The sequence below is a fragment of the Vibrio sp. PBL-C16 genome, assembly GCF_034321865.1.
In the GTDB taxonomy this organism is placed as follows: domain Bacteria; phylum Pseudomonadota; class Gammaproteobacteria; order Enterobacterales; family Vibrionaceae; genus Vibrio; species Vibrio alginolyticus.
In genome coordinates this window covers 859,677-880,841 of the sequence record NZ_JAXLNY010000002.1, presented here as the reverse complement: position 1 = coordinate 880,841, position 21,165 = coordinate 859,677, and the positions used below count along the sequence as shown (strand labels likewise).

Sequence of the window (21,165 nt, the reverse complement as noted above, 5' to 3'; positions counted from 1 at the left end):
CGAGATTTTTTAGTGTTTGGTTTGCGGTTTTAACCATTTTTCAAGTAGGGAAAGCACTTTAGTCCCCTAATTGGTCTTACCACTCAATGAGAAAATAACACATGAAGCACAATAATTTCACATTACACAACATTTAAAACCAAAAAAGTTAAAACAAACTAACAGTTAATTTCACAATCAAACGTTTTTACCGACGAACATCAAGATAAAACACCAAATGTTCGAAATATAATTTTTGTTAATGTATGTTATGCGCGATTACAACAAGGAGCGCCTTCCTCTATTGCTCCAAGATTGACAGAGGCACATATGAAGCAAGTTACACCACGCCTACCAAGCTTGATACAGGTATTTATCTCGCTCGGTTTATTTCTCCTGCTGGCATTTTCGTTCACAGCCAAGCTAGACCTACCGATTCAGCTAGCGCTATACATCGGTTGGTTCATTGTCATGATATTGGGCATAAAGCTTGGCCATCAGTATAAAGATCTGGAAAAAGCAGCACTAAATGGCATTTCCAATGGACTTGGAGCCGTTTTAATCCTTTTGGCCGTTGGCGCGCTTGTAGGTACTTGGATCTCTGGTGGTATTGTTCCAACCATTATTTACTACGGCCTTAAAGCAATCCACCCTTCCATCTTTTTGCTCGCGACCATGATCATCTGTTCATTGACTGCGCTAGCGACTGGCACATCTTGGGGTGCGGCTGGCACGGCAGGTATTGCAATGATGGGTATCGGTCAAGGTCTTGGTGTTCCTGCGCCAATCACTGCAGGTGCCGTACTTTCAGGCTGTTACTTTGGTGACAAAATGTCGCCTCTATCGGATTCAGTAATCCTTGCTTCATCTATGTCTAACGTTGAAGTGATGGAACATATTAAAGGCATGTTGCCGATAGCACTCATTAGCTACATTATTACAGGCATTATGTTTACTGCATTTGGCTTCCACTACGCAGGTCAAGTTGACATGAGCCAGGTAGACTCTGTCATTAAAGCGATGGAACAGCAGTTCTACATCACCCCTTACTCATTTGTTCCTGTGATCATCGTATTGTCACTTCTAGCGATGCGTATGCCTTCATTCCCAGTGATCAGTTTTGGTTCTCTGCTAGGTATTATTTGGGCAGTGATGATCCAAGATGTCGATTTCCTAACCGCGTTCAACACGGCTTGGGCTCCGTTTGCAATCTCATCTGGCGTAGATTTCATTGACTCAATCCTTAACCGTGGCGGCATGTCTTCAATGCTTGGGTCGGTAGCGGTTATCGTATTCGGCCTTGGTTTTGGCGGTCTACTAGATAAAGTAGGCGTGCTAGAGACTATCGCGAAGCTGTTTGAAAAACGCGTTCAAAGTGCAGGTTCATTGGCAACAAGCACAATTGGTACGGCCTTTATGGGCAACGTATTTGGTTCAGCGATGTACGTTTCACTTATTCTGACCCCAAAAATCTGTGCGAAGAACTATGACCGTCTAGGCTACAAACGTAAGAATTTGTCTCGTAACGCAGAATTTGGCGGCACGCTAACCTCAGGTATGGTCCCTTGGAGTGACAACGGTATCTACATGGCCAGTATTTTGGGTGTTGCTACACTGTCTTATGCCCCGTTCATGTGGCTGAGTTTTGTATGTATCATCGTAACGATCTTCACTTCTTACATGGGTTGGTTTGTTGATAAGTGCGAACCAACAGCAAAAGCAGTTGAAGAAGCTGAAGGCGAATTAAAGCAGCAAACCGCTTAACTTCGCAGAGATAGGAAGAACCTCCCTTCCGAATTCAATACTAAAAAAGAGCGCTTTAAAGCGCTCTTTTTTTATTTCCAAAACAAATCGTTAGCTTTGTTTGACTGGCGTTTTCACGGCTGCACGCTTCCCAAACCAATAGCCCAATCCAAGCGGTGCAAAGAATATAACGGCAATGAACAGAATAAAGTAGATGATGGTACTTTTGACAAGTTCAATCAGCTTAGTCATGGCGAGATTCACAACCTCTTGCGACACTCGATCCATATCTTGAGCAAACTTCTCGCGCTCATGGGTAATGATCTGTGCGATTTCTTGGCGCTCTCTGGCAACCATCAGCTCTATAGCTTGGCGTTCTTCACCCAACTGAGATAAACGCGCCTCCGTCCTTTGATCGATATCGTCAACCAAAGGTTGTAACTCCAGCGCCATTTGTTCTGCCAAATAACGCATGTACTCTGGGTTGTTATCGATAAAATCCCTCATCGAATCAGCGGTAACTTGCAAACTATTGAGCGCCGCATTGACTTTTTCGATACTGGCAGAGCTATTCAAGGCCAACAACTGCGCTTTCCACGTCATAATTTTTGGTGTCTGTTCTGATACCAGACTTAGACGTTCAGAGACATCCCCAAGTGCTTCTGGCATCGTGCCTAGCGTTGTAACGGCTTCCTCTTCGCTAATTTGGTTTGCATCTAACCACCTACGGTAAGCCGGAGTCCTAATCATGCTTAAATCAGCGAATGGATGCTGCTTGGCGAACTCTGCAACAAACGTTTGTGTCTTGATGTATGCTTCTTTCTTCAATAAAGATTGAGCCAGTTTATCTACCTCTTTCGCTAAATAAACGGAAACTAACTTGGCCTCATCAGACGCAAAGAGCTCATTACCAGAAGCGGTAGTAAAAAACTGTTCCATTTGTAGCGTGAAAGTCCATGTATCAATCAGTGCAGCCATTGGGGACACTTGGTATGCAGAAGCTTGGATGCCTTCTTCAGCATTTATCTTCCAAAGTAAAATATAAGATTGATGAACTTTATCATGAGGCTCATATTGTTCGTGTAGTGCGTCTGCTGCTTGCTCAACCTGAGCAAAAAACTGCTGCGCATACTCACGAGTCAAAAGACGCATATTGAGCTCTTGTTTGGTAAGAGGGACGGTTTGACTCTCGATCTTGACTTCGAGCAGGGAGCACCCTGAAAGCATCATAACCAGCCCTATCAACATCATTGAAGACATTCGGCGAACGGACATGAAAACACCTTTAACAAATTGTATAGAACAGGAATAAAGCGAACTAAGTCATATAGTTCGAGCCTTTATTACCTCAACTCTTATGACATTAAGTCAGAGCAATATCAATCTGTTAGCGCTTCTGTTATCTTTTTACTATTGAGAACATTATTAGCAAAAAGTATGGTTTGTTTTAGGACATCATCTAAACATGCCAACTTCTCTTCCGGCACTTTTTGCCCTTGTTTAATCAACAGTTCAATATCACCCGAAATACAGTGCAATGGCATTGCACCTAAACTCCCTGAGACCCCTTTAAGACTGTGTGCGGCTCTTTGCGCTTGCTCTTTATCCTCTTCTAACAGCTGATACATTTTAGTGCCATCGCCAGAGTGGTCCTGAATAAAGACCTCCAGTAACATCCGCACAGCGCCCTCGTCACCAGACAGAGAATCTAACATTTTATTGATATCTATGTACGGCTCACGTTCCACTACTTCCACTTGTGATGAATTCACCTCATTACAACTTTTTTCGTTCATTTGGACGTTTTGAAAATTTTCTGACTGAGCTGAGGGAACAGTGTTAGCTCCATTTTCATCATCGCCAACTTGCTCTGACTTTTTATCATCGGTTCTGGGTAGTGGTATCGGTTGAATCGTTTTTGGGGAGAAGGCTCCCCATGAAATGAGGAAAAGGAGCAAACCACTGATTACAGACAGCCAAACAATAAAAGTCATTAGCTTCTGTTCCAACTGCTCATTTATCGAAGTTAACTGGTTCGGGAAATCTGGATTAAGCAGTTGATTAGATAAATAACTGCCCTGTGCCTGAGCAGATAGTGCGCTTGAGGTTTGAGCAAGCTGGCGCTGAAGAGCACTTCGCTCTTCGGGAGAGAGCGTCTCTGATTCAATAAAAAGTCGGTCTAAGTCACGGTAAGTATCGCTATTCGTTGCAGAGTCACTAAAGACAGACTCAAAAACAAGCGCACCTAAGCGATAGTACATTGCCTGAATTTGCTCAGAGTTTTCTGTTCGAGCACGGCTGCTTCGTAACTGTTCAGCTAACGAAACCAATTCACTGTCACTTCTTACAAAAGCTCGAGCACTTTCTAAAAATCGGTCGGTCGTATAAAGCAATTGAGTGATGTCTGGTGTGATTTTCCCTTCAGAAAACTCACTTTCAAGCTGTAAGCGAACTGCATAAGCCAACTGAAGTTTCAGTGAAATTTGGTCGACGTGTTTAACACGGTAAGGCAGATCGAAGTTAAAAAAGTGCCTGACTTCTTCAACTTTACTTCCTAACTCATTTACAGTCGAAATCGTTTGAATCGTTTGTTTGGCTTGCAGCCAAATGCCAAGTGCTAAAACACACCACAAAACGAACCAGAACCAAACAAACCGCCGTATTCCTTCTTTTAGCTTCAGCAACACTTGCCCCTCGCATATCTCCATTAATTACAAGCATATACTATGGATGTTTCTTATTCACATAAAAAAAGAGAGCCGTTTGCTCTCTTTATTTAACGATATGATTTTAATTGCGACTTAACTGATCTTTTAGATTTGGAGGCGTCCCTTTAATCGTTAAGGTATCCGTCTCTGGATCATAAAAAATACGCTCGCCAAGTAAGAGACTATCGAAGCTAATATTCAAACCACCACCAGCTCCAACAAATTTAGTCAGTTTGCGAACCGTCGCACGATCACCTGGGAAAGACTCTTCAAGCTCGTACCCTTGCTCTTTGGTAAAATCCATAAAGCTTGTGCCATCTTGGCTTGGAGGAAGTTCTCCAGAAAGCTCTGAGATTTGAACTTCATCACCGGATTTAATTTGCTCATTGCAGTAGTCGTAAACTTGTTTCTTGTACTCGTTCACTTCTTGCTTTTCTAGCTTCGAGTCAGCACAAAAATCATCCACCGCCTGCATCAACACTAAGTTTTGTTGTTTAGTATCTAAGCCAATATCCGCTTGCAGAAAATCTAGGAAGAAGTCCGCCACTTTACGGCCAACGCGTCCTTTAATGTATTGCAGATAACGATTGGATTCCTTGTCGGTCTCGTAGCTCGACAGGTCGATGCGTGCGGCAATATCCATTTTGGTGATATCTAAGTAATCTGTCGCACTGATGTCCAAACCTTCGGTCACTTTTAAACTCTGATTCATTGGTAAGATACCGATGAACAAGTAGTCCGTTGCTAAACTCTGATACTCAGCGAAAACCAAGATACCTTCATCCGCAAATGGGTACTTAATCAACTCTTCTTTCAAGCGATTTGCACTAATTTGTGAGAAGTCGTAAAAATCTCGCTCTCCTTTGCGCATTTCTTGAAGCCAAAATTGAAATTCGCTGTCTGACTGGAAAGCGCCAAAACCTTTACCAGCTTTAGAATGGAATACTCGGTGAAGCTCAGCGACTAAGTTTTCTGTAGATGCATCGTTCTCTAATGATGCTGGACGAAAGTTTACAACCAGCTCGTCCTGATCGTTTTTGCACAGTTGATGCAGAATAACGTTTGAAAGATGAAGACTCATAGTGATTTTATCTTGCTACAAGGTTTTAGTTGATGGGCATTGTAGGTTATCATAAGCCGCTTTTACTATCATTATTAGAGTCTTTATGCCGATTACATCTAAATATACTGACGAGCAAGTAGAAAAAATTCTTGCTGAAGTAGCAACAGTTCTTGAAAAACATGCTGCTTCTCCTGAGTTGACGCTAATGATTGCCGGAAATATCGCAACCAATGTCTTAAATCAACGTGTTGCTGCTTCACAACGCAAAGCGATTGCTGAAAAATTTGCTCAGGCGCTAATGTCTTCTTTAGAAACACCAAAAACACACTAATCACGGACAATAGAACACATACATGGTAGACAGCGGAAACTCATACGGCGAACGTGTATCTCGACTAGTTGGTTGGGGTCACTGGTTTGCATTCTTCAATATCGTTGCATCGATGTTGATAGGCACACGCTACATTGTTCAGTCTCCTTGGCCCGAGACGTTACTTGGTCAGTTTTATCTGGCGGTTTCTTGGGTTGGTCACTTTGGCTTTCTAGTTTTCGCACTTTACTTGCTTGTTCTATTCCCGTTGACGTTTATCCTGCCATCGCGGAAATTGTTCCGTTTGGTGGCAGTGATTTTCGCGACCGTTGGGCAAACCATATTATTGATTGATACCCAAGCGTATCAGTCGATCAATTTGCACTTAACTCCTGTCGTTTGGGAGTTACTATTCAGCGAAGATAAAAGTGCACTCAGCACTGATCTACAACATCTCTTTGTTGTAATGCCGCTGATCTTCCTTATTCAACTCGCACTATCCGAATGGGTATGGCGAAAACAGCGCAAACTATCTCATAAGCACGTAGGACGCCCTCTCGCGGCCGTCTTTTTCCTCAGCTTTATGACCAGTCATTTGGTTTACATTTGGGCAGATGCGTATTTTTACAACCCAATTACTAGCCAGCGTTCAAACTTCCCTTTGTCTTACCCGATGACGGCGAAGAGTTTTATGGAAAAACATGGTCTACTTGACCGTGAGGAATACCTAAAACGTTTAGCAGAAAACGAAGGCAACGTAGAGTTAGTCAACTACCCTCTTGAAAAGCTTGAGTTTAACCGCCGAGTTAATAAGCTCAATGTGTTGATGATCAGCATAAACAATTTACGAGCGGATGCGCTTAACCAAGAAGAGATGCCTAACCTCTATGAATTTGCTGAAAACAATCAGAACTTCCGTAATCATTACAGCTCAAGTAATGATACATACGGGGCCTTTGGTTTGTTCTATGGCTTACCGACCAGTTATGCATCAAGCATCAAGGCGCAAGGTGCGTCCCCAGTATTGCTCGATGTGCTGAAAGATCAGGGCTACAACTTTGGTTTATTCAGTGGCAGTGGGTTTGAAGATGATCTCTACTCAGAAATTATTTTCCGCGACTTGAACTTAGCGGAAGACCTAGATGGCACGCAAGCTCATACCGATAAACAATCTATCGCAAACTGGAATACATGGTTAGCAGAGAAAGCAAGTCAGCCATGGTTTAGTTACATCGAAGTCACCACCGTTGATAATTTTGAATCGATTCCTTCAAATAATGACGAAGAAATGCCCGCAAGTGAGCGATTCAAAAAAGCTTATGAATATGCAGTGAAGTCGGCGGATAGAACTATCGCCGGTATTATTGATGAACTAGAAACGACGGGACAACTGACAAACACCATCGTAATCATCACTTCTAATCACGGTAGTGAATTTAACGAAACCAATACGAACAGCTGGGGAGCAAACAGCAACTACAGCCGTTATCAATTACAAGTTCCGATGGTGATCCATTGGCCTGGAATGCTAGCTGGCGAATTTAATCACAGCACAAGTCACTTGGACCTCTCAGTTACACTGTTGCAAGATATGCTCGGCGTATCTTCCAACCCATATGATTACAGTAGTGGTCGCAACCTATTCGATGAAAGTCGTCGTCGCTGGATCTTGGCGGGCGATACTCGCGAGCTTGCCTTAATTACTAGCTCACAAACCACAGTGATCGATAAGTTTGGCAACTACAAGCTGTATGACAAAAACTACAAACGACTTCGAGATGATGCACCGAAGTTGCCAGTTTTGATGCAAGGTTTAACTGAGTTACAGCGTTTTTATTCTAAAAACGATTAATACCTAGCAATCCATATACTATTCAAACTCCCCTTTTTGGGGAGTTTTTGTTTATTTAAACAACACAAACCACAAATTTGCGCAGTAAACATCCAATCAGTTCAACTAGGGGTTTACAACATTTTCAAAGCCTTATATTATGCGCCTCAACAACGGAGAGATGGCTGAGTGGTTGAAAGCACCGGTCTTGAAAACCGGCATACGTTAATAGCGTATCTAGGGTTCAAATCCCTATCTCTCCGCCACTTTTAGAAAAAGCCCGCTAAGAAATTAGCGGGCTTTTTCGCATCTCCAGACTTAAAAAGATTTGTACAAATCACTTATCACTTCTTGAACGCAACTAAGCACTCCGCCACACTCAGAAAGAACCCACAAAAAATTAATGCCCTTTTCGTTCGTTCCAGTGTTGAATCAATTTGATATTTACGTCTAGTTGTATCTACTCATCAATAAAGACTTCTTTAGCGGCATTGATAAGCTGCAAGTGGATTGGGACGAGGTCAGCATGATTCGTTCGATATCCACCTCCAACGACAGCTGCGACAGGGATACCTCGAGATTTCACTGTTTGCATTAAAAATCTATCACGTTCTAAAATCCCTTGAGTCGACACATCAAAATATCCAAGCTCATCGTCTTGATGTATATCGACACCAGCATCGTAGATAACTAAATCAGGGCGATGAAGATTAAGTGCCATATCGACCACTTCTTTAAACGCCATTAAAAAATCCTCATCACCTGTCCCTCGCACCAAAGGCACATCGAGGTCAGACTGAGGCTTCCTCGCTGGGAAGTTTTTATCACAGTGGAAAGAAAGCGTGATGATATCTGGCTCATCGTCACATAAAGTTGCTGTTCCATCCCCATGGTGAACATCACTGTCAATGATCAATACTTTATCGACATGCTCGACTTCGAGCGCTTGCCTGGCCGCGATCACTAAGTCATTAAATAAACAAAAACCACTGCCAAACTCTTTGTGTGCGTGGTGATACCCACCACTCAAATGAATGGCCACACCGTACTCAAGTGCCTTTTTTGCGGTCAGAGCCGTGCCCGCTGCTGAAGTTAGCGTTCTGGTAATGAGAGACTCACTCCAAGGAAAACCTATTCGGCGCATCTTCGCAGCTGGCATGTTTCCACTAAGAAGTAACTCGACGTATTCCTCGTCATGAACACGTTTTACTTCCCCAACAGTTAATGCTTCGGGCTGGAAAAACTGCGCGTGCTCTTTCCAGTTATCTTTCTCCATATGCACCAATACCGATTCATAGAGGTACTGGTATTTCATAATTGGGTAACGATGCCCCTCTGGCAACTCAAGTTGAGAATAAATCGGGTGGTAGATAAATGGCAGCATGAGAAATTCTTAATAACAATGGTAACGAAATAGTATCAACTTCAAGGGTTGAATAAAACGCAATTTAATTGATAATGATTTTCAATATCAATTAAATTTAATATACATATGAATTCTACTTTCTTTGCTATTCTCGGCGCACTGTTTGGCTCTCTTTGTGCTCTGTCCCTATTTTCATCTCTTGTTGTTGGTGCGTGGTGGTTGGTTGATTTTATTGTGCTTAGCTAACACAATGACTTTCAACTGAAATCAAAAAAACATAGGTGTTTGTATGAGTCAAACCGTCTTTATTACCGGAGCAAATCGCGGCATTGGCCTTAGCTTAACTGAGCTGTACCTGAAGCAAGGCCACCAAGTACATGCTACTAGCCGTTCCTTAGAGAACAGTTCAGAACTACAAACTCTAGCCTCACAATTCAGCAATCTAGTTTTGCACGAACTGGATGTCACGCACTACGAACAAGTCGCTAAGCTTGCCGATAAACTCCCTGCCATCGACTTACTCATCAATAATGCAGGATATTACGGGCCCAAGGGATATGGCTTTGGAAATACTGACGTAGAAGCATGGCGTAAAGTCTTCGAAGTAAACACCATTGCTCCGTTAAAACTGGTTGAGTACTGTTACCCTCGCTTACAACAAGGCAAGATGAAAAAGATTGCTTGTATCTCATCAAAAGTCGGCAGTATGACCGAAAATACGTCCGGCGGCGGCTATATTTATCGCTCATCGAAAGCGGCGCTTAACTCGGTTGTGAAAAGCTTAAGTAATGATTTAACACCTGAAGGATTTACCGTTTTAGCGCTTCACCCTGGTTGGGTAAAAACGGCGATGGGCGGGCCAAATGCATTGATAGATACGCAAACCTCCGCACAGGGCCTCGCGAACGTGATAGAACTGAGCACACCGCAGCTTTCAGGTCGATTTATTAACTACGATGGTACTGAGTTACCTTGGTAGCAGCATTAAGACACAACCATCACTAAACCAAATACCATCAAAGCCAGGCTTCATAATCGTGACTTGGTTGGCAAACATAATGTTCATCAGTGATCCACCAGCATAATTCGCGCAATCTAACTTGAATTTATCTACATCCAATCCAGACTTAGGAAAAAGTAGAACAAATAAGGAGAAAGCACGATGGCAGCAGATAGGGATTTGGTTAATTTTAGCGAAGAGCACGAACTAAATTACTGCTTGAGAAGTGCTGGTAAACGCCAAACTCAAGCGAATCGAGATACATTAGTTGACTTGGGCAACCAGGTGAAAGAGGTACTGGACAAACGCGTGTTAACTCAAGGTGAAGTAAGAGGCGCGATCCAAAACCACGGTGATCTGTTCGAGTAATCTATTTTCAAGCATGCGCGGAGTTTAATTACGCCGCGCTTGTCCTATGCCTGCTTACCTTTGGTTGCACGAGATTTAGTCGCGCCACCATTCTTTGAATAACTGCGCTTTTTACGTTTAAACGCAGGACGTTCCACCTTGGGTAGATGACGTAATGAATCAGGGATAGGGCCTGCTTTTACTTGTGCCATCAAGCTATCAATGCGTTGTTCCAGTGCTTGCATGAACGGCTGATATGCTTGATTTCTCTCTGCCATACCTTGTAACTGGTGCTCCCAATGAGCCGTCATATCAGGGTATGTTGAATCTTCTGGCAAGGCATGAATGAGACCTCTTCCCGCAGGAGAACTGAGAATTGACTTACCTTGACGCGTAAGCAGTTGGCGTTTGAACAGCGTGTCCAAAATACCAGCGCGAGTCGCTTCCGTGCCTAGCCCATCAGTGTCACGAAGGATTTTTTTCAGTTCTTTATCCGCAACATAACGGGCGATCCCGGTCATCGCTTGCAACAGCGATGCCTCGGTAAAATGCTTTGGTGGCTCGGTTTTTCGGTCTTTTATTTCCCCTTCACGACAAGTTAACACGGTGCCTTCGGGTAGCGGTGGCACGGCATCAATACCTTCATCTTCCTTGTCAGTTTTGCCCATTAGCGCTTTCCAACCCGGCGAAACTAACTGACGACCTTTCGCGACAAACGTACCACCAGCGATATCGAAAACCAATTTCGCTTCTGCGTAAACCGCCGCCGGATAGAACTGCATGAGGTACTGGCGCGCAATCAATTGATACACTTTCATCTCATTGCCGGAAAGCGCATTCACATTAGCTTGCTTCGGTGTAGGGATAATCGCATGGTGCGCATCCACTTTTTTATCGTTCCAGGCTTTGGACTTTAATGTTAAGTCTGCTCCCTGAACGGCAACTTGCAACTCTTTTGCGTTATTCGCAATAGCAGCTGTCACCGTCCCTGCTTGTGAGTAGTGTTCCATCGGTAAATAGCGACAATCTGAACGCGGGTAAGTGATCAGCTTGTGCTTTTCATACAATGCCTGACAAGTATCTAGTACTTGTTGCGCACTCATACCATAGCGCTTCGCGGCATCGATCTGTAAGGCAGATAACGAATAAGGTAATGGTGCTGATTGCTTGGTTTGCTTTTGTTCCGACTCCGTCACTTTTGCAGGTTGATTTGCGATGCGGTTTGCAACATTTTCCACCAACTTACGGTTTAACACTCGACCTTCTTCGTCCTGCCAAGGCTTGCATGCCTCACTTGGCTTCCAACGAGCACGAATATCAAAAGTACCATTGGCATCTTGATATGGGATCAGAGCATGTAGGGTAAAATAGTCCTTCGGGACAAAGTTTTCGATTTCTTCATCACGACGCACCACTAAGCCAAGAACTGGCGTTTGCACTCGCCCTACCGAGAGAACACCTTGATACCCTGCTTTTTGACCAAGCAAGGTATAAGCACGAGACATGTTCATACCATACAGCCAATCAGCCCGAGAGCGGGCCAATGCAGAAACTGAAAGTGGGATAAACTCGCGATTACTGCGCATAGAACTGAGTGCGCGTTTAACCGCAGGTAAGTTCAAGTCGGAAATCAGCAAACGCTGTGTAGATTCCTTCTTGGTTTTAGATAACTTGCAATAGTCCAGAACTTCATCAACTAACAGCTGACCCTCTCGGTCTGGGTCTCCTGCATGAATGACTTCGTTAGCTTCTTTGAGCAATTTACGAATCACTGTTAATTGCTTACTTGCGCTTTTCCTCGGTCTGAGCTGCCATTGCTGCGGAACAATTGGTAAATCTGCCATATTCCACTTTTTGTAACGCTCATCGTAAGCGTCGGGTTCGACCTGTTCGAGTAAGTGGCCGATACACCAAGTAACGATATCCCCGTTCCCACAGCGGATGAATCCTTGATCTCTCTTTTGAGGGTTTGGCAGTGCAGCGGCAATCGCACGGCCTAAACTTGGTTTTTCAGCAATAAACAGACGAGACATAACGTTTTGGAAATAAATATAATTAGGGCCACATTATCGAATGTAGCCCTAATAAATCAAGAAAAACTGTATAAATAAACAGTCAGTATATTTGAGTTTTCAGTTATAGAAACTCAACAAACTGAGAAAGATCACGCTCAGGAACTTTCATCGGTGTACAACCAGGCGTGCCTAAGTACAAGAAACCAACAATCTCATCGTCACCTTCTAAACCAAATGCTTGATGAACTTCTGGATGGAACATCCACTTACCTGAGCGCCAAAACCCTTGAAAGCCTTGCGCTACGGCTGCCATTTGCATCGCTTGTACAGCACATCCCGCAGATAAGTGTTGCTCTAGTGCTGGTACTTTCTCATGTTCTGTTACTTTAGCAATAACAGTGATCACCATTGGTGCGCGAAATGGGGCATTCTTTACCTTTTCGACCACCGCTTCATCACTATTTTCAGCTTCTGCCGCTTTTACCAAGATATCTGACAGTTTTTTCAAACCATCGCCCTGTGCGATAACGAAACGCCAAGGGGTTAATCCCGCATGGTCAGGCGCACGAAGGCCTGCACGAATGATGTTCTCAAGTGCTTTACCTTCTGGTGCAGGCGCGGATAACTTCGCGATAGATCGGCGATTGAGCAAAAGATCGAGAGCGTCCATGAAAGAATCCTTATTGAATATCGTTGTTATTTTGTTTACGCCACTTTAGCACAATCTGCTCCTGCGAATAACAACCGGTTTTCTGGGGGCTTGATAACGTGCTTCACTTAACATCAAACTGGGTTTAATGTTAATTTATTCGCGAAATGAATAAGTTGAACATAGGCAGGTTGATGAACAAGGACAAACAAAACAGCATTTACGAAAAGATCGTTAATGACGAAGATGCCCGTGCCTGTAAGGCGATTCCTGAATCAGCTTGTCATCAAGTTCCCGGCAACTTTCTTAAAATCATTCTCGCTCAGTTTTTAACGAAGGTCGGCGATGCGTTAATCAACCCTAAAGTCACGTTGCCGTGGATACTACAAAGTCTCGGGGCTCCGGTTTACTTAATTGGTTGGCTGGTTCCTATTCGTGAGTCAGGATCCCTTATCCCACAACTTAGCATCGCGCACTACATCCGACGCATTCCAGTAAGAAAATGGGTCTGGGTAATTGGCAGCATCTTGCAGGCTCTTTCCATATTTGCAATCGGATTGGTCGCATTAACTCTAACAGGAGCAGCTGCGGGTTATGGTGTGATTGCATGCCTTGTGATCTTCAGCCTCTCACGCGGTTTAAATTCCGTCGCATCAAAAGATGTATTGGGCAAAACCATCCCTAAAAACCAACGAGGTCAAGTCAACGGCTGGTCTTCAAGCGCTGCTGGCCTAGTTACGCTGCTTTTCGCTAGCCTTCTGGCACTAGCCTGGTTATGGGACGTAGAGCCGACAGAGCGCTTTTACGGTCTGAGTTTAGGCTTAGCGGGCGTCATATGGCTCATCGCTGCATTCGTCTATGCGCGAATTAATGAGTATGCCGGTGAGGTAGATGGTGGTAGAAATGGCGTCCTCGAAGCATTTAAACAACTCGCGTTACTTAAGACAGACGTGACCTTTCGTCGATTCGTTATCACGCGGACACTATTTTTATGTTCTGCGCTGAGTGCACCGTACTACGTTGTGCTGGCACAGCAATCTCTGGGTGGACAGCTCTGGGTGCTTGCTCTCTTTATGTTTGCGAGTGGCTTAGCCTCCTTTGTGTCAGGCCCTTTCTGGGGAAGAATGTCCGATCGCTCTAGCCGCAGTGTGATGGTCATAGGCGCAATGATGAGCGCGCTACTTGGTATTGTGTTATTTGTTTACGATACATGGGTCACCGCTAGCCAAAGCTTCCTATTCGTGATTCCTCTGCTTTACTTTTGTGTTTGTATTGCCCACGACGGAATACGAGTCGGACGAAAAACCTATTTAGTTGATATCGCAGAAGGTGACAAACGGACGAGCTATGTAGCCGTGAGTAACACAGTGGTTGGGATAATGCTGCTTCTAATGAGCTCTCTTGGTGTTATGTCGAACTTCTTGAGCCTTTCAGCTGTGGTGTTAGTGTTCTCTTTTATTACTTTTGCTGGCGTGGTAATGGCCAAACAACTGCCAGATATCAGTGACTAGTTCTATACAAAGAAGCTGCGCTCAAAGCGCAGCTTTTATGGTAAATACACATTAAAAGGCTAGAGTTTTACCGCCAATTTAACACCTTGACGAATCGCACGCACAGCATCAAGTTCACCCGCATGGTCAGCTCCGCCAATGATATGAATCTTCTCTCCAAGTTCAGACCATTTATCTTCAAACGGACGTACAGACTCTTGTCCAGCACAAATGATCACTTTGTCTGCATTAAGTACCTGCGCGCTTCCGTCTACATGAATGTGCAAACCTTGATCATCAATTTTATCGTAAGACACGCCACCGACTAAATGTACGCCCCGTTTTTCAAGGGTACGTTTATGGATCCAACCTGTCGTTTTACCCGGACCTTTACCTACACGACCTTTACGACGCTGAAGTACCCAGACTTCTTTATCGCTGACCGCATCAGGGTAAGGATATAAACCACCCGGCTGAGACATCTCCTTGTCGATTCCCCATTCATGCAACCAGTCATCCAACGTTTGTCCAACTGGCTCTGTGAGCATGGTCGCGACATCTACGCCAATGCCACCAGCACCAACGATAGCCACTTTCTCACCGACTGGCGTTTTGTCTCGAATGAGAGTTTGATAGTCGACGACTTTCTCTGGGTTATCAATTCCATCAATATTGACTTTACGTGGCTCAACACCCGATGCCATCACTATCTCATCGTATTCTGTGAGTAAGTCATAGTTCGCTTCCGTCGATAAGTGCAGATTCACGCCTGTTTCATCAATACGGTTAGCGAAATATCGTATCGTCTCTCGAAACTCTTCCTTACCAGGGATCTGCATCGCAAGACGGAACTGACCACCGATGCGGTCGTTCTTTTCGAACAAATCAACCTTATGACCACGTTCAGCCAGTGTGGTCGCACAAGCCAAGCCCGCAGGGCCTGCACCAACAACTGCAATGTTTTTCTTCTTAAAGGCTGGTTCAACAACAATTTCGGTTTCATAGCACGCTAAAGGGTTCACTAAGCAACTGGCGCGCTTACCTTTAAACACGTTATCTAGACACGCCTGATTACAACCGATACACGTATTAATAAGCTGCGCTTTTTCCTGTTCGGCTTTAGCAACAAAGTAAGGATCGGCCAAGAATGGGCGCGCCATCGAAACCATGTCGGCATGACCTGAAGATAAAATGCGTTCTGCTTCATCTGGCGTATTTATACGGTTGCAAGTGATAATAGGAACCGAAACGTGAGGTTTAACTTTTTCCGTAACCCATGTAAACGCACCACGTGGTACTTGAGTCGCAATGGTCGGAATTCGAGCCTCATGCCAACCGATACCCGTATTAATAATCGTGACGCCAGCCTCTTCAAGTGCTTTCGCCAATTCGATAACGTCTTCAAAAGTACTGCCCTGCTCGACAAGATCCAGCATAGAAAGACGGAAGATGATGATGAACTTGTCACCTACCGCCTTGCGTACCGCTTTAACAATTTCTAACGGAAAACGCATACGTTTTTTATAGCTGCCACCCCATTCGTCGTAACGCATATTAGTACGTTTACATAAGAATTGGTTTATCAAGTAACCTTCCGAGCCCATTAACTCGACGCCATCATAACCAGCAAGCTGTGCTAACTCCGCACTATTAGCAAACGCGTCGATGGTTTTCTTTATCTGGCGGTCGCTCATTTCACTCGGAGCAAACTTTGCAATCGGCGCTTTAATGCCAGATGCACTTTGCGAGAATGGATGCATTGCATAACGCCCAGCATGGAGAATTTGCAACGCAATTTTACCACCGTGCTTGTGCACCGCTTCTGTCACAACTTTATGGGCTTTAGCATGTTTTGGCTTGCTGAATTCAGCACTCAACGGGTGTAAACGACCGCGTAAGTTAGGAGAAAAACCTCCGGTTACAATCAGTCCGACACCGCCTTTCGCGCGTTCTTCATAAAAAGCAGCGAGCTTCTGTAATCCTTCTTTGTGCTCTTCTAAGCCCGTGTGCATTGATCCCATCAGAACTCGGTTTCGTAATTGTGTGAAACCGAGATCCAGTGGCTTTAATAGGTTTGGGTACATGGCAGACATCACTTAACATCCATTGTTATTATCATGGTCTGACCAGATTAAGCCTGCTCAACCAAAAAATCAAACAAGCGTTTACATTTTTGTAACACCGATCAATCTCGTGTGAAAATATGCCAATTGTTGAGTGGTCGTGATAAGCTAAAAAAATGTTATCTTTTGAGATCTTAGAGATAAGAACCCATACTTTGTTAGACTCGGCGTAACTATCTCGTTATGGAGACAAGATGAAAAAACTCTTCAAATTTATTGGTTTGATATTTAAAGGGATATGGAAAAGTATCACTTTCATCAGACTCGCACTGGCAAACCTAATTTTCTTGCTGATGATTGCCGTTTTCTACTTTGCCTTTACTTATACCGGAGACGGTCAACCTGTCGTCGAAAAAGAATCGGCATTGGTGATGAACCTTTCAGGCCCAATTGTCGAACAAAGACGTTATGTAAACCCAATGGACTCTTTTGCTGGCTCCCTTTTGGGTAATGAGTTACCGAAAGAAAACGTCCTTTTCGATATCGTTGATACCATTCGCTACGCGAAAGACGATCCTAAAGTGTCTGGATTAGTGCTAGCACTGCGAGACATGCCAGAAACAAATCTCACGAAACTACGTTACATCGCGAAAGCGTTGAACGAATTTAAAGCGTCAGGCAAACCCGTTTACGCCGTAGGTGATTTCTACAACCAAAGCCAATATTACTTGGCAAGTTACGCTGACAAAGTTTATCTGGCACCTGATGGTGGTGTATTGATTAAAGGTTACAGCGCTTACTCAATGTACTACAAAACGTTACTTGAAAAGCTTGACGTTTCTACTCATGTTTTTCGCGTAGGTACTTATAAATCCGCTATCGAACCGTTTATTCGTGATGACATGTCCGATGCGGCGAAAGAGTCAGCAACACGCTGGGTTACTCAATTGTGGAGTGCTTTTGTTGATGACGTAACAACAAACCGAAACATTGATGCGAAAGTGCTTAATCCAACCATGGATGAACTGATTAACGAGATGAAGTCTGTAAATGGCGATATTGCTCAGCTCGCAGTCAAATTGGGGCTAGTAGATGAACTTGCTACACGCCAAGACATTCGCACTCTATTCGCAAAACAGTTTGGTAGCGACGGCAAAGACAGCTACAACGCGATTGGTTACTACGACTACCTTGCAACGATTCGTCCCGATTACACACTACCTCAGCACGACATCGCCGTTGTTCTAGCAAGTGGCGCGATTATGGACGGTCAACAACCTCGCGGAACTGTTGGTGGTGACACAGTCGCAAGCTTGCTGCGTCAAGCACGCAATGATGAAAAAGTGAAAGCGGTCGTATTACGAGTAGATAGTCCAGGAGGCAGTGCCTTTGCTTCTGAAGTGATTCGTAACGAAGTAGAAGCTCTGAAGCAAGCAGGTAAGCCGGTTGTTGTATCCATGTCGAGTTTGGCCGCTTCTGGTGGTTATTGGATTTCAATGAGCGCAGACAAAATCGTTGCTCAGCCAACAACCCTGACGGGCTCCATTGGTATATTTAGTGTCATCACCACGTTTGAAAAAGGCTTTAGCAAGTTAGGTATTAATACTGATGGCGTTGGCACATCGCCGTTCTCAGGTGACGGTATTACCACTGGCCTTTCTGAGGGCGCGTCTCAAGTGTTCCAATTAGGTATCGAACACGGTTACAAGCGCTTTATTTCTCTAGTTGGCGAGAATCGCGATATGTCTCTAGAGGAAGTTGACAAAGTTGCTCAAGGTCGAGTTTGGACTGGCCAAGATGCACTATCCTTTGGTCTTGTCGATCAAATGGGTGACTTTGATGATGCTGTAGAGCTAGCGGCGAAACTAGCGAACGTAACCGATTACGGCATTTACTGGGTAGAAGAGCCTCTTTCACCTACTGAACTATTTCTACAAGAGTTTATGAAACAGGTGAAAGTCTCTCTAGGTATTGATGCAACAAGCTTGCTACCAAAAAGTCTTCAACCCGTAGCTCAACAATTCGAACAAGACGCAAGCGTGCTCCAAAGCTTCAACGATCCTAAAGGTCAATACGCATTTTGTTTGAACTGCCAAGTGCAGTAGTTTTTCCATCAATATTACAAAGGGCACTTCTACTTGAAGTGCCCTTTTTATTAGGCTTTGCATCTCCTCAGATGACTTTCTGATGCTGTGCGTATAGCCTCGCATCTCAAGGTTATTTAGGTATATAATCCCCGCCTCTGTTCCCCTACACGAAAGAAAAAACGATGACTAGAAAACACATCTACATCGCTTACACCGGTGGTACCATCGGAATGCAAAAATCCGACCACGGCTATGTGCCTGTTGCTGGCTTTATGGAAAAGCAATTAGCAAGCATGCCCGAATTCCATCGTCCTGAAATGCCGGATTACACCATCCACGAATACGACCCTCTGATTGACTCATCAGATATGACACCTGCTGACTGGCAGCAGATTGCGAATGATATTCGTGACAACTATGACAAATACGATGGTTTCGTTATCCTACATGGTACTGACACCATGGCGTACACAGCGTCCGCATTGTCTTTCATGCTTGAAAACCTTGGTAAGCCAGTGATTGTAACGGGTTCACAAATCCCTCTCGCAGAGCTGCGTTCTGACGGCCAAGCAAACCTATTAAACGCGCTACATATTGCAGCAAACTACCCGATCAACGAAGTAACTTTGTTCTTCAATAATCAATTGATGCGTGGTAACCGCAGCACAAAATCTCATGCAGACGGTTTTAATGCCTTTACTTCACCAAACCTTCCTCCACTATTGGAAGCTGGGATCAATATTCAAGTTAGCAACAGCGTAACCGTTGGTGCACAACCAGAAGGTGAGTTTAAGGTTCACAACATCACGCCACAACCAATCGGTGTGATCACCATGTACCCTGGTATTTCACACGAAGTTATCCGCAACACGCTTCGTCAGCCCGTGAATGCGATGATTCTTCTGACTTTTGGTGTCGGTAATGCTCCTCAGAACCCTGAGCTGCTTGGTCACCTGAAAGAAGCCTCTGAGCGCGGCGTTATTGTCGTAAACCTAACTCAGTGTTTGGCAGGTAAAGTGAATATGGGCGGATATGCCACAGGTTGTGCTCTCGCAGACTCTGGTGTTATCAGTGGCTTTGACATGACGCCCGAAGCGGCGCTGGCAAAACTACACTACCTTCTAAGCCAAAACCTTTCTTACGAAGAAGTAAAAGAGAGAATGCAACAAGTACTGCGTGGTGAAATGAGCCTGTAAGTTCAAGCTTTCTGCGATCTAAAAAGCCCAATACAATTTGGGCTTTTTTCTTTCAAAATCAAAATAATAAAATTTTGAGAAATAAGGCGTAAGGATTAATCAATGTTCGGATTGACACGAACAATATCGCTCTCTTCTCCGCTGAATTGTTTTTTAAGCTCTTGTTTTGATTTAAAACTGATTTCACCACCGGCTGCAACCGTCATATGCTGCGCATCAGTATTATGTTTTGATTGATACAACATCACAGCTTGCATACACGAATCTCGCTGCTCTTTAGAAAGTGTTGTACCCTCAGGCCATCTTCCCGTTTCTACTGCATAGACTAAGCGATCATAAACTTCTGGAGTCATCGCTTGTAATAGTTGTTCTGCGTCCATAGTGTACCTTCTTATTACATTCTATTTACAGAACATAACGGGTTAAGAAACTGAGTCAAGAATACGAAAATGAATTGGTGTAACGGATCACAAGCAAAGCCATGAAAAGAACAAACTGGTTACTTCTCAGCCTCGCATGTTTTGTGCTATCGGGCTGTTTTGAAGGTAACGTGACAACCGAAGAGTTGTGCCAAAAAACACCAGAACTGCGTTGCGAGCAGCTCAATATGGATGACGGCCAATGTCGAATTCCAAGAACAAATTTGGTTTGGCATCGGTTTGAGCAATTGAAAAACCCATCGGAAGCAAACCAAATCATCGAATACGGTCTGGTCGCTGAATATAGGAAATGCTTAGAACTCGCCTCCCAGATCACCCCTATTGATCAAAGTGCTCTCAAAAGACAACGCTTTAATGCATTGGTACACAGTATTGATGAGCTAGAGCGCATTGTAAACGAGTTAAAAGGTTCAGAAGACCCGGCTACTTTGTATTTCTTATGGTCTCAAACGGGAGATACTCAAGCTCGGCGCGCATTTTTACAAATGGAAGGGTCTCCCCAATTAAATAATGCTGAGATGCAATATGCATTAGCCACTTTTTATACCAACCGAGATACCAAGAAAACCCTGGAGCTTCTTAATAACGCGTTGTCTTTATCTGATGAAGACAACATCAATCCGGTCATTCTCAAGTCAATGGCAAGTATTCATCAAGGGCTTGGAGACAAAGAGCAAGCGTATCTATGGGCAATGGTCGCGAAGAGATTCGACGTACCGCTTGCTGATGAAAAGCAGCTCCAACGTATGTTCAATTTCAGTCATCCAGAGCGATATAAGCAGTTGGATGAATTAGCCGAATCGGTGGCGAAAGCCATAGAGAAAGGTATCTATTCCCCAACAATGATACCCACTGAGATATAAACGAAAAACTCCCG

At 44.1% G+C, this 21,165-nt stretch carries 17 protein-coding genes and 1 tRNA gene; 10 read left to right on the top strand and 8 right to left on the bottom strand.

What is annotated here, in order from left to right; genetic code table 11:
• Nucleotides 1-309: 309 nt before the first annotated feature.
• Nucleotides 310-1,743 (top strand): Na+/H+ antiporter NhaC, encoded by a 1,434-nt coding sequence (nhaC, locus tag UQW94_RS12370; RefSeq protein ID WP_136975962.1) that lies wholly within the window; start codon nt 310-312, stop codon nt 1,741-1,743.
• A 90-nt stretch (nt 1,744-1,833) separates the two neighbouring features.
• On the opposite strand, the gene UQW94_RS12365 is transcribed toward nhaC, so the two are convergent.
• From UQW94_RS12365 to yejK, 3 genes are all read right to left on the bottom strand, one after another.
• Nucleotides 1,834-2,997 carry a hypothetical protein gene (locus UQW94_RS12365; protein WP_054701577.1) on the bottom strand — a complete coding sequence of 388 codons (1,164 nt, stop codon included), beginning with the start codon at nt 2,995-2,997 and terminating at the stop codon, nt 1,834-1,836.
• A 104-nt stretch (nt 2,998-3,101) separates the two neighbouring features.
• Nucleotides 3,102-4,430, bottom strand: coding sequence for an Hpt domain-containing protein (locus UQW94_RS12360; RefSeq protein ID WP_213872644.1), 1,329 nt, complete (start codon nt 4,428-4,430; stop codon nt 3,102-3,104).
• Nucleotides 4,431-4,512: 82 nt separating this feature from the next.
• Entirely contained in the window at nt 4,513-5,511 is a 999-nt protein-coding gene (gene yejK / locus UQW94_RS12355) for a nucleoid-associated protein YejK (protein ID WP_151515024.1), read from the bottom strand.
• Nucleotides 5,512-5,596: 85 nt separating this feature from the next.
• Between yejK and UQW94_RS12350 the strand changes: the two genes are divergently transcribed.
• From UQW94_RS12350 to UQW94_RS12340, 3 genes are all read left to right on the top strand, one after another.
• On the top strand, nt 5,597-5,824 hold the full coding sequence (locus UQW94_RS12350) for a YejL family protein (RefSeq protein WP_005380722.1): 228 nt from the start codon (nt 5,597-5,599) through the stop codon (nt 5,822-5,824).
• Nucleotides 5,825-5,846: 22 nt separating this feature from the next.
• On the top strand, nt 5,847-7,655 hold the full coding sequence (locus UQW94_RS12345) for a DUF3413 domain-containing protein (protein WP_005380721.1): 1,809 nt from the start codon (nt 5,847-5,849) through the stop codon (nt 7,653-7,655).
• A gap of 154 nt (nt 7,656-7,809) precedes the next feature.
• Nucleotides 7,810-7,900 (top strand) — tRNA-Ser (locus tag UQW94_RS12340).
• A gap of 194 nt (nt 7,901-8,094) precedes the next feature.
• Here UQW94_RS12340 and UQW94_RS12335 read toward each other — a convergent pair.
• Nucleotides 8,095-9,018: a histone deacetylase gene (locus tag UQW94_RS12335; RefSeq protein ID WP_213968776.1), complete on the bottom strand. Its 924-nt coding sequence runs from the start codon at nt 9,016-9,018 to the stop codon at nt 8,095-8,097.
• Nucleotides 9,019-9,289: 271 nt separating this feature from the next.
• On the opposite strand from UQW94_RS12335, the gene UQW94_RS12330 reads away from it, so the two are divergent.
• Both UQW94_RS12330 and UQW94_RS12325 read left to right on the top strand, forming a co-directional pair.
• Nucleotides 9,290-9,979 (top strand): SDR family oxidoreductase, encoded by a 690-nt coding sequence (locus UQW94_RS12330; protein WP_005384911.1) that lies wholly within the window; start codon nt 9,290-9,292, stop codon nt 9,977-9,979.
• A 183-nt stretch (nt 9,980-10,162) separates the two neighbouring features.
• Nucleotides 10,163-10,369 (top strand): hypothetical protein, encoded by a 207-nt coding sequence (locus UQW94_RS12325; protein WP_005380717.1) that lies wholly within the window; start codon nt 10,163-10,165, stop codon nt 10,367-10,369.
• Nucleotides 10,370-10,413: 44 nt separating this feature from the next.
• Here UQW94_RS12325 and UQW94_RS12320 read toward each other — a convergent pair whose 3' ends face one another.
• Together UQW94_RS12320 and UQW94_RS12315 are read right to left on the bottom strand one after the other, a co-directional pair.
• Complete coding sequence (locus UQW94_RS12320; protein WP_322142253.1) at nt 10,414-12,381, bottom strand: DNA topoisomerase III; 1,968 nt, start codon at nt 12,379-12,381, stop codon at nt 10,414-10,416.
• 103 nt (nt 12,382-12,484) lie between these two features.
• Nucleotides 12,485-13,033 carry an NAD(P)H nitroreductase gene (locus UQW94_RS12315; RefSeq protein WP_005380711.1) on the bottom strand — a complete coding sequence of 183 codons (549 nt, stop codon included), beginning with the start codon at nt 13,031-13,033 and terminating at the stop codon, nt 12,485-12,487.
• Nucleotides 13,034-13,206: 173 nt separating this feature from the next.
• On the opposite strand from UQW94_RS12315, the gene UQW94_RS12310 reads away from it, so the two are divergent.
• Nucleotides 13,207-14,523, top strand: a complete 1,317-nt coding sequence (locus UQW94_RS12310; RefSeq protein ID WP_213968778.1) for an MFS transporter — start codon at nt 13,207-13,209, stop codon at nt 14,521-14,523.
• 59 nt (nt 14,524-14,582) lie between these two features.
• Here the strand turns inward: UQW94_RS12310 and UQW94_RS12305 are convergent, their stop codons facing one another.
• Nucleotides 14,583-16,595, bottom strand: coding sequence for an NADPH-dependent 2,4-dienoyl-CoA reductase (locus UQW94_RS12305; protein ID WP_005380708.1), 2,013 nt, complete (start codon nt 16,593-16,595; stop codon nt 14,583-14,585).
• Nucleotides 16,596-16,819: 224 nt separating this feature from the next.
• On the opposite strand from UQW94_RS12305, the gene sppA reads away from it, so the two are divergent.
• Together sppA and ansA are read left to right on the top strand one after the other, a co-directional pair.
• Nucleotides 16,820-18,670: a signal peptide peptidase SppA gene (gene sppA / locus UQW94_RS12300; protein WP_213968779.1), complete on the top strand. Its 1,851-nt coding sequence runs from the start codon at nt 16,820-16,822 to the stop codon at nt 18,668-18,670.
• Between the two features lie 164 nt (nt 18,671-18,834).
• Nucleotides 18,835-19,848 carry an asparaginase gene (ansA, locus tag UQW94_RS12295; RefSeq protein ID WP_017635822.1) on the top strand — a complete coding sequence of 338 codons (1,014 nt, stop codon included), beginning with the start codon at nt 18,835-18,837 and terminating at the stop codon, nt 19,846-19,848.
• Nucleotides 19,849-19,943: 95 nt separating this feature from the next.
• On the opposite strand, the gene UQW94_RS12290 is transcribed toward ansA, so the two are convergent.
• On the bottom strand, nt 19,944-20,228 hold the full coding sequence (locus tag UQW94_RS12290; protein ID WP_005380700.1) for a YeaC family protein: 285 nt from the start codon (nt 20,226-20,228) through the stop codon (nt 19,944-19,946).
• A 101-nt stretch (nt 20,229-20,329) separates the two neighbouring features.
• Here UQW94_RS12290 and UQW94_RS12285 point away from each other — a divergent pair, with 101 nt between their 5' ends.
• A complete protein-coding gene (locus UQW94_RS12285; protein ID WP_053304181.1) occupies nt 20,330-21,151 on the top strand; it encodes a DUF2989 domain-containing protein in 822 nt (273 codons plus the stop codon).
• Nucleotides 21,152-21,165 lie beyond the last annotated feature (14 nt).

Excerpts from the sequence above, each read along its gene's own strand:
- UQW94_RS12320 (WP_322142253.1), bottom strand. The coding sequence starts at position 12,381 with ATGTCTCGTCTGTTTATTGCTGAAAAACCAAGTTTAGGCCGTGCGATT.
- UQW94_RS12365 (WP_054701577.1), bottom strand. The coding sequence starts at position 2,997 with ATGTCCGTTCGCCGAATGTCTTCAATGATGTTGATAGGGCTGGTTATG.
- UQW94_RS12360 (WP_213872644.1), bottom strand. The coding sequence starts at position 4,430 with ATGGAGATATGCGAGGGGCAAGTGTTGCTGAAGCTAAAAGAAGGAATA.
- UQW94_RS12290 (WP_005380700.1), bottom strand. The coding sequence starts at position 20,228 with ATGGACGCAGAACAACTATTACAAGCGATGACTCCAGAAGTTTATGAT.
- UQW94_RS12305 (WP_005380708.1), bottom strand. The coding sequence starts at position 16,595 with ATGTCTGCCATGTACCCAAACCTATTAAAGCCACTGGATCTCGGTTTC.
- sppA (WP_213968779.1), top strand. The coding sequence starts at position 16,820 with ATGAAAAAACTCTTCAAATTTATTGGTTTGATATTTAAAGGGATATGG.
- UQW94_RS12345 (WP_005380721.1), top strand. The coding sequence starts at position 5,847 with ATGGTAGACAGCGGAAACTCATACGGCGAACGTGTATCTCGACTAGTT.
- ansA (WP_017635822.1), top strand. The coding sequence starts at position 18,835 with ATGACTAGAAAACACATCTACATCGCTTACACCGGTGGTACCATCGGA.
- UQW94_RS12350 (WP_005380722.1), top strand. The coding sequence starts at position 5,597 with ATGCCGATTACATCTAAATATACTGACGAGCAAGTAGAAAAAATTCTT.
- UQW94_RS12330 (WP_005384911.1), top strand. The coding sequence starts at position 9,290 with ATGAGTCAAACCGTCTTTATTACCGGAGCAAATCGCGGCATTGGCCTT.
- UQW94_RS12310 (WP_213968778.1), top strand. The coding sequence starts at position 13,207 with ATGAACAAGGACAAACAAAACAGCATTTACGAAAAGATCGTTAATGAC.
- yejK (WP_151515024.1), bottom strand. The coding sequence starts at position 5,511 with ATGAGTCTTCATCTTTCAAACGTTATTCTGCATCAACTGTGCAAAAAC.
- UQW94_RS12325 (WP_005380717.1), top strand. The coding sequence starts at position 10,163 with ATGGCAGCAGATAGGGATTTGGTTAATTTTAGCGAAGAGCACGAACTA.
- UQW94_RS12285 (WP_053304181.1), top strand. The coding sequence starts at position 20,330 with ATGAAAAGAACAAACTGGTTACTTCTCAGCCTCGCATGTTTTGTGCTA.
- UQW94_RS12335 (WP_213968776.1), bottom strand. The coding sequence starts at position 9,018 with ATGCTGCCATTTATCTACCACCCGATTTATTCTCAACTTGAGTTGCCA.
- UQW94_RS12315 (WP_005380711.1), bottom strand. The coding sequence starts at position 13,033 with ATGGACGCTCTCGATCTTTTGCTCAATCGCCGATCTATCGCGAAGTTA.
- nhaC (WP_136975962.1), top strand. The coding sequence starts at position 310 with ATGAAGCAAGTTACACCACGCCTACCAAGCTTGATACAGGTATTTATC.